This window comes from Subdoligranulum sp. DSM 23681 (assembly GCF_057005535.1).
Genome location: NZ_CM168050.1, coordinates 1,894,203 through 1,906,761 on the forward strand (window position 1 = coordinate 1,894,203; position 12,559 = coordinate 1,906,761).

Below are 12,559 nucleotides of genomic sequence, written 5' to 3' on the forward strand. Positions count from 1 at the left end.
CATGCGAAAGCGTCGCCATGTGATTCCGCTGCGGCTGACCGAAAAGGAACTGCAGCATTTGAATCGGCAAGCAGAACAAAGCGGGATGTCCCGTGAAAAGTTTCTGCGGGCGCTGGTTATGGGCAAGACCATTCACTCGTGCCCCTGCACCCATCACGCAGACCTACTGCGAAAAGTGTCCGGACTCTGTAACAATGCCAATCAGTTGGCCCACCGGGCAAACAGTACCGGTGTGGCCGGTCAGGAGAGCGTAGACAAGATGATTCAGATCTCACAAGAAATCTGGAAGGAGGTGAAGAGCAAATGGTGAAGGAATATCAGGAAACCGCCAATTTTATGTATGGCGCGCATAATGGTGATGAGCTTAAGAAGATGGCGACATCTCAGCCGCCATTTTTTCCTCCGCAGAAGTTCTTTGTAAAGAGAGCACTGGTACTCAACGAAACGGATTACCATTTCTTTGTGCATGATGATTTTCGCAATCCTCCGTATGCACTCAAAGCCTTGCGCCAATGCATGGGATTCGACATGGAAAACCAGGCATGGAACTGTGTGCTTGTGGTGAGCGAAACCGGGAAAGACGGTATTCTGGTCAGCAAAGAACCGAATGCTGAGAGATATTACATGGCCTATATTCCGGAACATGGCAAGCTGCATCTGCCGTCCGATTTGCCGATAGAGTTCTGGACCAATGTCTGTACAACCAATCTGCAACTGCAGCCGACAGCGGAAATCAATCCACCGAAAACAGAACAGGAAAACCGTCAGCAGCACTTTGCATCCTTTGTGGGCATGGAAATGTCGTCACTGTGCTTTGCGCTGCGCTTTATATCCTATGATCCCCAAAAGGACGAGATGGTGACTCGCTTGTATGGTGATCCCGAAGATTATATTGAGAGCCGTGGAACACCCGAAAAGATCGCCGAGGAAAACCATTTTGTGGGAAAGCTGAGAGAAATCTTCTTCGACATGGACTACCGCAACATCAGCCATCCGTGTCTGCCGGAAGAAACGCCGCAACCTAAACAGAAAACGCCCCGGAAAGCCAGGGAGGAAGGAAGATGAGCCATGGCTTATACATCCATTATCCCCGTCCGCCGCCTGGACCGAGCGGTGGACTATGTGCGGGATAAAACTAAGACGACACGCAATCCCAAGTCTTTGCAGGACGCAGTGGACTATGCCCTCAACCGCGAAAAAACGGAGTCGGATTGTTTTGAAACGGGACTCAGCTGTGTATGCGAAACCGCCTTCGAGGATATGCGGGATACGGTACAGCGCTGGCAGCAAACAGACGGTGTGCAGGGATACCACCTTGTCCAGAGTTTCGCCGAGGGCGAAGTCACGCCGGATCTGGCTCACCAGATCGGAGTGGAGCTGGCCGAGCAGCTGCTGCAAGGCCGTTTTCAAGCGGTGGTTACCACCCACCTCAATACCAGACACTATCACAATCACGTTGTTTGGTGTTCAGTGGCTCTGGACAATGGCCGGAAATACCACAGCAATGCCAAGTCCTACTATACCGAGGTGCGGGCTCGTTCCGATGCGCTCTGTAGAAAATATGGACTATCAGTGATTGAAGATCCAGAAGGGGAGAGGGGGAAAAAACAGTATGCCAAGTGGCAGGCAGAAGAAGCCGGCAAGCCGACCTGGCGAACCCTGATCCGGCAGGATATCGAGGAAGCCATCAGCCAGTGTGTGACCTGGACCCAGTTTGTCAGAGCGTTGGAACGCAAAGGGTATGAGATCCGTATGGGAAGAAAGTATCCCACCTTGCGCCCACCGGGCAAAGAACGGTTTGTACGTTTCAAAACTTTAGGAAAGCAGTATACTCCGGAGGCCATCAAACAGCGCATCCTCCACTCGCAGAAAACCTACCCCGCCGAACCACACGTCCGCCATGTCCGACTACACGGAACCTACCAGAAAGCGCGCAAGCTCAAAGGCTTGCGCGTTTTCTATTATCGGGAACTGTATATGATGGGCTTTTTCCGCCGCAAGCCGTGGCATCCTTCCTCAGCTGTGAGGGAGGAAATCCGTCGGCTCGACAAACGAATTGAGCAGTACGAATTTCTGATGAACCGGGATATCCGCACTCTGGCGCAGCTGCGAGATCTCCGGGTCAAAACGGAAGCGGAGGTACGACAACTGAACGCAGAACGCAACCGCCTGTACAAGACCAATCCGAAAAGTGACCAAATCCCACTGTGCACCCAACGTCTGCGGGAACTGCGCAAGACCATCAAACTGTGCAAACGAATCGAAGAACATTCACTGGAATTGGCACAGCGCCAGGAAGAAGAACAGAAGCGCCGTGTCGAACAGGAAAGGAGAAACGCATATGAACGAAACACAATGGAAGCAGCGGCTCCAATACGCCCGTAATCACTATCCGCCCGGCACCCGCGTTCGGCTGCTGGCTATGCCCGACGATCCCCAACCCATCCCGCCCGGTACAACCGGCACGGTGGTGGCCGTGGACGATGCGGGTCAGCTGCTTATGAATTGGGACAACGGACGGGCTCTGAGCCTTCTGCCCGGAACGGATTCTTTTGAGGTGATCAGCCGTCCGAAGGCCAAAGAAACGCATCAGCGCAAAGGAGAAGCCAGATGAACTACGGCGCAGAACCGGCGGATCAGGTCGTTCGCTACTCGCTGGAGGGCACCGAGGTTGCCCTGCGTCTTTCGGGATCGGCGGCAATCACCTTTGCCAAGTTTGTGGCCGCGGTACTCAAGGATCAGAAAAAGACCCACGGCAAAACCCGGCTGGTCCGCCTGCTGCGGGAAGGCAAGCCGCTGAAGTTCTTCTCGGTGGAGAAAGAGCGGATGCGGGAGTTCGCCCACGAAGCAAAGATGCACGGACTGCTTTTTGTCCCCATGCGGGACAAAACCGATCCCGACCATATCGAGATCGCAATCCTGGCCGATGATGCCTCCAAGGTGAATCGGATCTTTGACCGCCTGCAGTTGGATGTGGTGGACACCGGCATGGCAGAAGCGGTGGACGAGGTGGCGCAGGACATGGAGGCTATGCCCACTGAAGTACCGGACACTCCGCAGAAAGAGCCTCAGAAGGAGGAAGCACCGCCGGTTTTCCCTTTTCCGGCCCGCCGCCAGGCGGAGCCGGAACCCGTCCATCCGTCCACGCATTCCTCGAACAGCAGCGAGAAATCGCCGCCTATGTGGCCCGGATTCCACGCCGACCAGGTGCGGGCCCGGGGTAAGCGTCCCAGCGTCCGACTGGAACTGGGCGAGATCCGCGCCATTCTGGCCGCCCGCAAGGAACATTCCCCCATGCCCAGGTCGCCTATCCGAATCCACCGGGATGGTCCGGTCCGCGGGTAAAAGTTTTCCGTTTGTTTTCATTTGAGGGATAGCTATTCAAGGATAGCTGTGGTATGGTTTCCGTAATAGAAACCACCAGAAAGAAAAGGAGGCATCCCCTTATGAGTGAACGTGTAATGAAGATGGACCGGAACGATAAAAGTATTCTCATCCGCGCACTCCATGCGCAGTATCGGGAGAAAAAAGCCAGTGGCAAACCCTATGCCGAAATCGGCCAGCTGATCCTGCGCATCGATGCAACAGACCCCGGACGTCTACGCCTGGGGGATGCCGAATACCTGCTGGCAAGGAATGCCCTCAATGATCTGCGCAACCAGCGCATTGCCAGTGGCGGTTACACCGATGCCGCCGATGCGGCCCTTGCCAATCTGCTGCGGGCCAAAGTGCCTTTCCATCTCTTCGGTCATACGCGCTGAATTACCATCTGTATCCTGCCAGGGAATTTTCCCTGGCATTTTTCTTTTAGGAGGTGTTGGAACCCAACAATCTGAAACCTGTCTATACCATCGCATCGCTGTCGGGTGGAAAAGATTCGACGGCAATGCTTCTTCGGCTTCTGGAGGAAGCCCGGCCCATCGATGAGATTCTGTTCTGTGACACCGGTTGGGAATTTCCGCAGATGTACGATCACCTGACCAGTCTGGAACGCTATATCGGGCGGCCCATTACCCGTCTGAAAGCCCCGATGACGGCAGAACAGTACTTCTACGAGTATACCGCCAAGTCTACCGCCCGTCTGGTCACGAACCGGGGCCTCAGCTGGCCCTCCCATTCCTGCCGCTGGTGTACCGGACGCCTGAAAACCCACGTCATCAACAAGCACCTGCGGGATCTGCGCAGGCAGTATCATCTGGTACAGTATGTGGGCATTGCGGCGGATGAAGCACATCGCTGCAAGGGCCTGCACTACCCGTTGGTGGAATGGGGGATGACTGAAGCAGACTGCCTCAACTACTGTTACGCCCGCGGCTTCGACTGGGGCGGGTTGTACGATATCTTTCGCAGAGTTTCTTGCTGGTGCTGCCCTTTGCAGCCGCTGCCGGAACTGCGGAAGCTTCGTAAACACTGCCCGGAACTCTGGCAGCGGCTTCTGGAAATGGATGCTCATACCTGGCAGCCTTTCCGCGCCGACTACACTGCCCGACAACTGGAGGCACGTTTTGCTTTGGAAGAAGAAAGAACTGAACAGGGCCTGCCCATCACCGGGCGGGCCTTTTTTACTGCCCTGCGGCAGCGATTCGAAAAGGAGGGATGTTCTTGAATACCGATGATTTTTGGAGTCTGATCGAACGGGCCCAACAGGTGGCCGACCCGCAGAATGAAGCCTCCATGATGGAAGCCTTGTTTTGGGAACTGACCAAGCTGCCTGACCGAGATTTCTTTGCCTGGTACCGGCTGCAGGAAGCCTTCATGCAGCTGGCCGACACGCCCAAGCTGTGTGCGGCGGCCTCTGTCATCAACTATGGCACTTCCGATGACCGTTTCATGGATTTCCGCGCCTGGCTGGTCATGCAGGGGCGGGCCGTGTATTTGTCTGCCCTGGCAGCCCCTGACCGTTTGGCCAGGATGCGGGTGCCCTTCGGGGAAGCCGAATGGGAGCTCTGCGGATATATCGCCATGTATGCCTATACCGGCAAGAAATATCTTGCTCTGTTCAGACCGGATGCCCCCGATGGTCAGGCACTGCGCCGCCGCTACCCGGATTGCAAGGATCTGCCGCAACAGGTGGAACGTATCTGCATGAACCGTGCACTGATCCGAAGATACGATGTGGGTGGGTTTGACCAAGACCTGGAACACCAGATGCTGCAGACCGAGATCGAGTACCGGCTGCATCGAAGCAATATCCCCAGGGATTTCTTTTCGGCTCAACACAAAGACGAACCCAAAGAGGATCTGGCTGAAGAACTGGCCAAGACGCTCACCATCGATACCGCAGAAGTGGACCCGGCTTTACCGCACGCCCTTCCTGCCCTGTGGCAGAAGCGGACAGACTGGGAAGCCAGCCGGCTGCAGCAACGAAGCGGCATCACCCGCCACAAACAGGCTGAACGCTGATTGCAGAAAACGCCAACCCCATGGTGGATCTGGCTGCTGCCTCTTCCGCTGATCTGGTGGGCCGCAGCTGCCATGGCTATGCGCTGGCAGCCCGGCATGAATCTGTCCGGCCTGCTGAGCGCCTGCAATGAGATATTGGCGCAGCCGTTTCCCCTTGCGTGGAGCAGCCAGACCCCGCGCTTCCTGCTGATCTTCACCGGCATGTATGCTGTGATTGCCTTGGTTGCATCTAGTGAACACCGCAACACGCGCCCCGGGGAGGAACACGGTTCCGCCCGTTGGGGAAATGCCAAAGAACTCAACCGTCGCTACCGGGATACGCAAGGTCCCAACCTGCTGATGACGCGCAACTTCCGCATCGGGGTGGATGGCTATAAGCACAAGCACAACACCAATGTGCTTATCGTGGGCGGCGCAGGTGCCGGCAAGACCCGTACCTATGCGGTCCCCAATGTGCTGGAGTCCGGGCGTATTATGGTGGGCAAAGGTGCTTTGTGTACCGGCTGCTCCATGGTGATCACCGACCCCAAGGGAGAGATCCTGCGCAAGACCGGTGGCTTTCTCAAGCAGATTGGGTATGAAGTCCGGGTGTTCGATCTGCTTAACCCTGATGCATCTTTCTGCTATAACCCCTTTCGGTATGTGCGGGATGACAAGGATGTGTTGCAGCTGATCTCCAATCTCATTCAGAACACCACGCCGCCCCATGCGCAGAGCTCCGATCCGTTTTGGGAAAAATCCGAGACTGCGCTGCTCCAGGCCCTCATGTTGTATCTGCTGCATGAGGCTCCGCCGGAGGAACAGAACTTCGCTATGGTTATGGAGCTGCTGGGCAGCGCCCAGGTCAAGGAGGAGGACGAGAGCTACGAGTCACCGCTGGATATCCTCTTTGAGCGTCTGGCCATGCGTGACCCGGAAAGCATTGCCGTTAAGCAGTATGGCATCTACAAGCAGGCTGCCGGAAAAACCGCCAAGTCCATCCTGGTGAGCGTCGGTGTCAGACTGGCTGCCTTCAATCTGCCTCAGATCGCCCGGTTGACCATGGCCGATGAACTGCATCTGGACGAGCTGGGAGAAAAACGGGTGGCCTTGTTCTGCTGCATCCCGGATGCGGACCGTTCCCTGAACTATCTGGTTGGCATGGTCTACACCCAGCTGATCCAGACGCTTTTCTACCAGGCAGACCGTGTCCATCGGGGACGGCTTCCTGTGCCGGTCCACTGTCTGATGGACGAGTTCGCCAACATTGCTTTGCCCAAGGACAGCTTTCTGTCCGCACTGGCCACCATGCGCTCCCGGGGCATCTTCTGTTCCATCATTGTGCAGAACATCGCCCAGCTGAAATCCATGTACAAGGATAGTTGGGAATCGCTGGTAGGCCTGTGCGATGAGTTTCTCTACCTGGGCGGCAACGAGCAGGGAACTCACAAATACGTTTCCGAGCTGATCGGCAAGGAAACGGTGGAAACCACCAGCCGAAGCCTTTCCCGAGGCCGCAGCGGCAGCAGCAGTACCAGCCACCAGCAAGCGGCCCGCGACCTGATGACTCCCGATGAAGTGCGCCTGCTTTCCAATGACAAGGCGCTGCTGTTTGTGCGCGGGGAACGTCCGGTCATGGACTGGAAGTACAATCTGCTCCGGCACCCGAACATCCGCTTCACCGAAGATGGCGGCGCGCCGCCCTATGACTACACCGCTGCGCCGGATGCCCACGAGGATCTGGCGGGCGATGCCGAAAACTACGAACTGCTGGACATGGACGATTTCCTGCCGGCAGCTGAACAACCGAAACCCATGTTTACTTATCCAAGGAGGGATGCCCATGCATCGCAACAAGATTGATATGCCCCGCACCAAACGTCTGACCCGCCGCGCCTTCGCGCTGTATGCCGCTCTGGTTCTGGTCTGCTGCGCCGCCACGCCGGTGTTTGCCGACGGTGACCCGCTGACCGTTATCTCCAATCTGAACACCTTCATTTTCAGCGTGATTCGCGCCGTTGGCCTGATCCTGCTGGGGTGGGGTATCGTTCAGGTAGGCCTGTCGCTGCAGAGCCATGACCCCAGCCAGCGCAGCCAGGGCTTCCTGACGCTGGCTGGCGGCATCATCATCACCTTTGCCAAAGAAATCCTGGACCTGATCGTCGGCACCGGGGCCTGAGATGTGCCGGTGCGTATCAGGGAAGGAGGTGATGCACCGTGGGTGACAGTTGGATCGTAAGCAACCTCAACGCCGCCCTGAGCACCTGGAATGACAAGCTGGGAGAGATCTGGCAGCTGCTGACCCAAAGTCCGCAGACCTTCAAGGATGGCCAGGTATGGGCCGTGATGGTGGGCATCCATGGGGCGCTGCAAGCTATTGGCTACGGGCTGTTGGTACTCTTCTTCGCAGCCGGTGTGGTCAAGACCTGCGGCACCTTCGTGGAGGCCAAACGCCCCGAACAGGCCCTCAAACTCTTTATCCGTTTCGCCCTTGCCAAGGCTGCCGTGACCTATGGTCTGGACCTGATGCTGGCCATTTTCCAGATCGTGCAGGGGATGGTCTCCACGGTGATCAACCGCTCCGGCGTATCGGGAATGAGTTCCGTTACCCTTCCGCAAGAATTGATCGATGCCATCAATGAGGTGGGCTTCTGGGACTCCATCCCGCTCTGGGCCGTGACGCTGATCGGCGGGCTGCTTATTACCGTATTGTCCTTCGTGATGATCCTGACCGTCTACGGGCGGATGTTTTCCCTTTGGATGTATGCGGCCATTGCGCCCATTCCGCTTTCTTCCTTTGCGGGGGAACCTACATCTAATGTGGGTAAGAACTTCCTGCGCAGCTACGCCGGAGTCTGCCTGCAGGGTGTAGTCATCGCCTTGGCCTGCATCATCTTCTCCGCTGTGTCCTCCAGCCCGCCCGCTGTGGATACCAGCGTCTCGGTAGTGACCGCCGTCTGGACCTATGTGGGAGAACTGGCCTTCAACCTGCTGGTGCTGGTTGGCGCGGTGAAGGGATGTGACCGGATCGTCAAGGAAATCATGGGCCTGTAACAGAAAGAAAGGTGATTGCCTATGGAAATCAAAATCCCCAAAGAAGTCCGGGACTATCATGAGACCATCTTCTTCGGTCTCAATACCCGGCAGTTTATCTGCTCACTGCTGGCCCTCGGGGTGGCGGTGGGCGTTTATTTTTTGCTCCGCCCGCTGCTGGGAACAGAGGAAATCGGCTGGGTATGCATCCTGGCCGCCGCGCCCTTCGCGGCCTGCGGATTTTTCTCCTACCACGGCATGACCGCTGAACAGTTGTTTTGGGCGTGGTGCAAATCCGAGCTCCTGAGCCCCAAGCGGCTGGTCTACCGTTCCAACAGTTATTACTACGATGCAATCCAAGGAGGGATGCGTATGAAGAAACCCAAACAGAAAAAGGGCAGCCATAAGGAGAAGCGCCATTGATCAAGACCCTGTCCAAAGCGCGGAAACAGGAGCGTGTAAAGTTCCGCATTCCGCGCAACGTGCAGGACTGCATTCCCATCCGCCGCATCTGGGCGGATGGAATCTTCCAGGTGGGACACCAGTTCTCCAAGACCTGGTCGTTCACCGACATCAACTATTCCATTGCAGGCAAGGATGATAAGACGGCAATGTTCCTGGACTACTGTGACCTGCTCAATGCACTGGACTCCGGAGCCTCGGCCAAGATCACTCTGTACAACCGGCGGATCAACAAGGAGGAATTCGAGCGGTCTGTTCTGCTGCCTCTCAAGGAAGATGGCCTGGACAACTACCGGGAGGAATTCAACGAGATGCTGCGCGCTCAGGTCACCGAGAGCAACAATAGCATCGTCCGGGAGCGGTATCTCACCATCAGCGTGGTCAAGCGCAACATCGAGGAAGCCCGCACCTACTTTGCTCGTGTCGGAACCGATCTGACCACCAAGCTGGCTGCACTGTCTTCGGTGGCACAGGAACTCTCCCTCAATGAGCGCCTGCGGATCTTCCGCGACTTCTTCCGCCCGGCGGACCCGCCTGCTGCGGAGTTCGATATCCACCAGAAAGCCCGGCGTGGCCAGCATTTCAAAGACTGGCTTTGTCCCAGCAGCATGGAGTTCTCCGCTGACCATTTCAAGATCGATAATCGTTTGGGCCGGGTACTCTACCTCCAGGACTTCGCCAGTTATCTGAAGGACAGCTTTGTGTCGGAGCTCTGCGACCTGGATCGGGAACTGATGCTGTCCATCGACATCTTGCCCATCCCCACCGACGAGGCCGCCCGCCAGTTGCAGAATACGCTGCTGGGTGTGGAAACCAACGTGACCAACTGGCAGCGGAAACAGAACGCCAACAACAACTGGTCGGCCATCGTGCCCTATGACATGGAACTCCAGCGCAAGGAAACCAAGGAAATGCTGGATGATCTGACCACCCGCGACCAGCGGATGATGTTCGGCTTGGTCACCCTCGTCCACGTGGCCGATACCAAGGAGCAACTGGATGATGATACCGAATCGCTGCTCTCCGTTGCCCGCAAGCACCTGTGCCAGCTTTCGACGCTGCGCTGGCAGCAGCGGGACGGACTGGACACCGTGCTGCCCTATGGACTGCGCCGTATCCAGGCACTGCGCACCTTGACTACCGAAAGCACGGCGGTGCTCATTCCGTTCCGCGCCCAGGAGATCATGCAGCAGAAGGGGATGTACTACGGCCAGAACGCCGTCAGCAAGAACCGCATCGTGGTGGATCGCAGGCAGCTGCTTAACGGCAATAGCTTCCGGCTGGGGGTGTCCGGCTCCGGCAAGTCCATGAGCGCAAAAGAGGAGATCGCTCAGATAGCCCTGTCCACGGAGGATGACATCCTGATCCTGGACGTGGAATCTGAATTCGGACATCTGGTGGAAGCCTTCGGCGGCGAGGTCATCCGCATTTCGGCTACATCTGACACCCACATCAATGCGTTGGATATGGATCGCGCCTATGGTGACGAGCGCAACCCCATCGTGTCCAAAAGCGAGTTTGTCTTGAGCCTGTTTGAGCAGCTGATCGGCAGCGGGCTGGTCACCGCCAAGGAGAAATCCATCCTGGGCCGCTGCACGGAACAAGTCTATATGCCCTATGTCCGCAATGGGTACAAGGGAGCGGTACCCACCCTGAAAGACTTCTACCGCCTGCTCAAGATGCAGCCGGAACCGGAAGCGCAGGGGCTGGCCCTTTCCTCGGAACTCTTTATCACAGGCACCCTGGGCACCTTTGCCCAGCCCACCAACGTGGATACCAAGGCACGGATCATAGCCTACGATATCCGCGAACTGGGCGAGCAGTTGATGCCTCTCGGGATGCTGGTGACGCTGGATGCCATCTACAACCGCGTGATCCAGAACTGGAAGCGCGGGCACCGCACCTGGATCTTCTGCGATGAGTTTTATATCCTGTTCCGGTACGAGTACAGCGCCAATTTCTTCTATAAGCTCTGGAAGCGCATCCGCAAGTACAACGGCCTGATCACCGGCATGACCCAGAACGTGGACGAACTGCTACGCTCCGATACCGCCCGCCTGATGCTGGCCAACTCGGAGTTCTTGATCATGCTCAACCAGAGCGCCACCGACCGGGCGGAACTGGCCAAACTTCTGAACATTTCGGACACCCAGCTGGGGTACATCACCAACGTGCCGGCTGGCTGCGGGCTGATCCGCTGCGCAGGCAATCTGGTTCCCTTCACCAACAATTTCCCCAAGGATACGCAGCTCTACCGCCTGATGACCACCAAGCCCGACGAGCAATTGAAAGGATGATGTGAATGAAACAAAAAAATAAAGGGCCGCCGAAGCGACCCTGCAAAAACAGAAGATTAATAATTCCAAATGTTGTTTTCCAGTCCACGCAGCCGCGCGCGAAAATCCGCGACCATCTTTGAGGCATCTTCGCAGTCTGGGAAGGTGACCAGATAGTCATCACCCGACTGATGAAACGTGATGACACCGGCAAGTCCTGCCATCTCGGCCACCTTGACCAGTGTATGAAAATCATATTCCATGGAACTAATCATGATATTCACAGCAAATACACCTCTGATCTGGATTTACCTGTATCAGCATAACATAGGACGGTATCAGATGCAACCGAACCACTAATATATCCGGCAGAAAGAAAGCCGCATGGTAGTTAAGAATCCCTTGTGGATGGTGCGTGTAACATGTGCTCGAGTAAAGCGTGATATTCAGGCAACTGAGAATCGTACGGTTGTACCTTCTTACAAAATTCATCCTGTATGATTTTTGGAGCATCGCCAATCGGACCTTCGCAATTGTGGTCTAGCAATATGTCATTGCCCATTTCCCAATACACCCGTTCACAGATCATATCAGCTGAATCTACAAGTTCAGATTCTTCAATGGAACTCCGGGTATGGTCAATAAACAAAAACACATAATGCTGTAGTTTGTCACACCAGAGATAGTCCATAAAATCGGCTTTAGCCAGGTACGGCTTAAACACTGTCAGAACTCGCTCAATCTCGTGCTTCTGCTTATTCGCGTTCATGGACGACCTCCTTTATGCTAAATCTTCAAAACTTAATTGTCCATCTTCACGAGTGTATTTCAACAGCGGTGGAACAATGGTAAGCAGGCGTAGTGCTGCTTGAGGATCAGTTAACCAGGGGCGTACCTGCTCGTGGGACAGAATCAGCGGCATGCGGTCATGAATATCTGAAACAGATGCATTAGGCACAGTGGTCAACACAACATAACAGTTGATCCCTTCAATATTGTCGTAGATTCCGGCCAGATAGATGGGCTTGCCAGGAATCTGGAAGAAATATTTGTGCTTCCCAGCGTCCCATTCGTAGTACCCACTGGCAGGAATCACACAGCGCTGCGCAGCCATGCTTTTGCGGAACATAGGCTTCTCGCAGACTGTTTCGGAGCGGGCATTGATCATCAGACCACCGCGCCAGCCAGGTATGCCCCAACGCTGAAATTCTGCGACTACTTTGTTACCGCTTGCGATAAGAACTGGTGCCGTGGATGTAGGGGCAATATCTCCGGCCATAGGAAAATTCAGTTCGCCGTGCTGCACACTGCGGCGCTGCGCATCCTGTATGATTCTCTGAAATTCTCGATTCTCTTTAGTAGAAAACAGATACCGACCACACATTGGATTTTCACCTCGCAGTCAA

The 12,559-nt window shown here is 55.7% G+C and carries 16 protein-coding genes; 13 read left to right on the forward strand and 3 right to left on the reverse strand.

The window, feature by feature from the left end; genetic code table 11:
* Position 1 precedes the first annotated feature (1 nt).
* The 13 genes from AC127K_RS08665 (at position 2) to AC127K_RS08725 (ending at position 11,174) form a co-directional block, all read left to right on the forward strand.
* Positions 2 to 310: a plasmid mobilization protein gene (locus AC127K_RS08665; RefSeq protein WP_483722185.1), complete on the forward strand. Its 309-nt coding sequence runs from the start codon at positions 2 to 4 to the stop codon at positions 308 to 310.
* Positions 304 to 1,065 (forward strand): hypothetical protein, encoded by a 762-nt coding sequence (locus tag AC127K_RS08670; RefSeq protein WP_483720248.1) that lies wholly within the window; start codon positions 304 to 306, stop codon positions 1,063 to 1,065. Before AC127K_RS08665 ends, AC127K_RS08670 begins: the two co-directional genes overlap by 7 nt.
* A gap of 3 nt (positions 1,066 to 1,068) precedes the next feature.
* On the forward strand, positions 1,069 to 2,385 hold the full coding sequence (locus AC127K_RS08675; protein WP_483720249.1) for a relaxase/mobilization nuclease domain-containing protein: 1,317 nt from the start codon (positions 1,069 to 1,071) through the stop codon (positions 2,383 to 2,385).
* The gene (locus tag AC127K_RS08680) at positions 2,342 to 2,614 is read left to right on the forward strand and encodes a DUF4314 domain-containing protein (protein WP_483720250.1); all 273 of its coding nucleotides are present in this window, start codon (positions 2,342 to 2,344) and stop codon (positions 2,612 to 2,614) included. The genes AC127K_RS08675 and AC127K_RS08680 overlap by 44 nt, the downstream gene beginning before the upstream one ends.
* A complete protein-coding gene (locus AC127K_RS08685) occupies positions 2,611 to 3,345 on the forward strand; it encodes a PcfB family protein (protein WP_483720251.1) in 735 nt (244 codons plus the stop codon). Before AC127K_RS08680 ends, AC127K_RS08685 begins: the two co-directional genes overlap by 4 nt.
* A gap of 101 nt (positions 3,346 to 3,446) precedes the next feature.
* Complete coding sequence (locus tag AC127K_RS08690; RefSeq protein ID WP_050005835.1) at positions 3,447 to 3,761, forward strand: hypothetical protein; 315 nt, start codon at positions 3,447 to 3,449, stop codon at positions 3,759 to 3,761.
* Between the two features lie 125 nt (positions 3,762 to 3,886).
* On the forward strand, positions 3,887 to 4,606 hold the full coding sequence (locus tag AC127K_RS08695) for an adenine nucleotide alpha hydrolase family protein (protein ID WP_483720252.1): 720 nt from the start codon (positions 3,887 to 3,889) through the stop codon (positions 4,604 to 4,606).
* Positions 4,603 to 5,403, forward strand: a complete 801-nt coding sequence (locus AC127K_RS08700) for a DUF4240 domain-containing protein (RefSeq protein ID WP_483720253.1) — start codon at positions 4,603 to 4,605, stop codon at positions 5,401 to 5,403. Before AC127K_RS08695 ends, AC127K_RS08700 begins: the two co-directional genes overlap by 4 nt.
* A complete protein-coding gene (locus AC127K_RS08705; RefSeq protein WP_483720254.1) occupies positions 5,404 to 7,245 on the forward strand; it encodes a VirD4-like conjugal transfer protein, CD1115 family in 1,842 nt (613 codons plus the stop codon).
* Positions 7,226 to 7,561 (forward strand): hypothetical protein, encoded by a 336-nt coding sequence (locus tag AC127K_RS08710; RefSeq protein WP_483720255.1) that lies wholly within the window; start codon positions 7,226 to 7,228, stop codon positions 7,559 to 7,561. Before AC127K_RS08705 ends, AC127K_RS08710 begins: the two co-directional genes overlap by 20 nt.
* Before the next feature lie 38 nt (positions 7,562 to 7,599).
* Complete coding sequence (locus tag AC127K_RS08715) at positions 7,600 to 8,436, forward strand: VirB6/TrbL-like conjugal transfer protein, CD1112 family (protein WP_483720256.1); 837 nt, start codon at positions 7,600 to 7,602, stop codon at positions 8,434 to 8,436.
* Positions 8,437 to 8,457: 21 nt separating this feature from the next.
* Positions 8,458 to 8,838 (forward strand): PrgI family protein, encoded by a 381-nt coding sequence (locus AC127K_RS08720; protein WP_483720257.1) that lies wholly within the window; start codon positions 8,458 to 8,460, stop codon positions 8,836 to 8,838.
* Complete coding sequence (locus AC127K_RS08725) at positions 8,835 to 11,174, forward strand: VirB4-like conjugal transfer ATPase, CD1110 family (RefSeq protein ID WP_483720258.1); 2,340 nt, start codon at positions 8,835 to 8,837, stop codon at positions 11,172 to 11,174. Before AC127K_RS08720 ends, AC127K_RS08725 begins: the two co-directional genes overlap by 4 nt.
* A gap of 56 nt (positions 11,175 to 11,230) precedes the next feature.
* On the opposite strand, the gene AC127K_RS08730 is transcribed toward AC127K_RS08725, so the two are convergent.
* From AC127K_RS08730 to AC127K_RS08740, 3 genes are all read right to left on the reverse strand, one after another.
* Positions 11,231 to 11,437 (reverse strand): hypothetical protein, encoded by a 207-nt coding sequence (locus AC127K_RS08730; protein WP_483720259.1) that lies wholly within the window; start codon positions 11,435 to 11,437, stop codon positions 11,231 to 11,233.
* A gap of 107 nt (positions 11,438 to 11,544) precedes the next feature.
* Positions 11,545 to 11,922: a hypothetical protein gene (locus AC127K_RS08735; RefSeq protein WP_483720261.1), complete on the reverse strand. Its 378-nt coding sequence runs from the start codon at positions 11,920 to 11,922 to the stop codon at positions 11,545 to 11,547.
* Between the two features lie 12 nt (positions 11,923 to 11,934).
* The gene (locus AC127K_RS08740; RefSeq protein ID WP_483720262.1) at positions 11,935 to 12,537 is read right to left on the reverse strand and encodes an SOS response-associated peptidase; all 603 of its coding nucleotides are present in this window, start codon (positions 12,535 to 12,537) and stop codon (positions 11,935 to 11,937) included.
* Between the last annotated feature and the right edge of the window lie 22 nt (positions 12,538 to 12,559).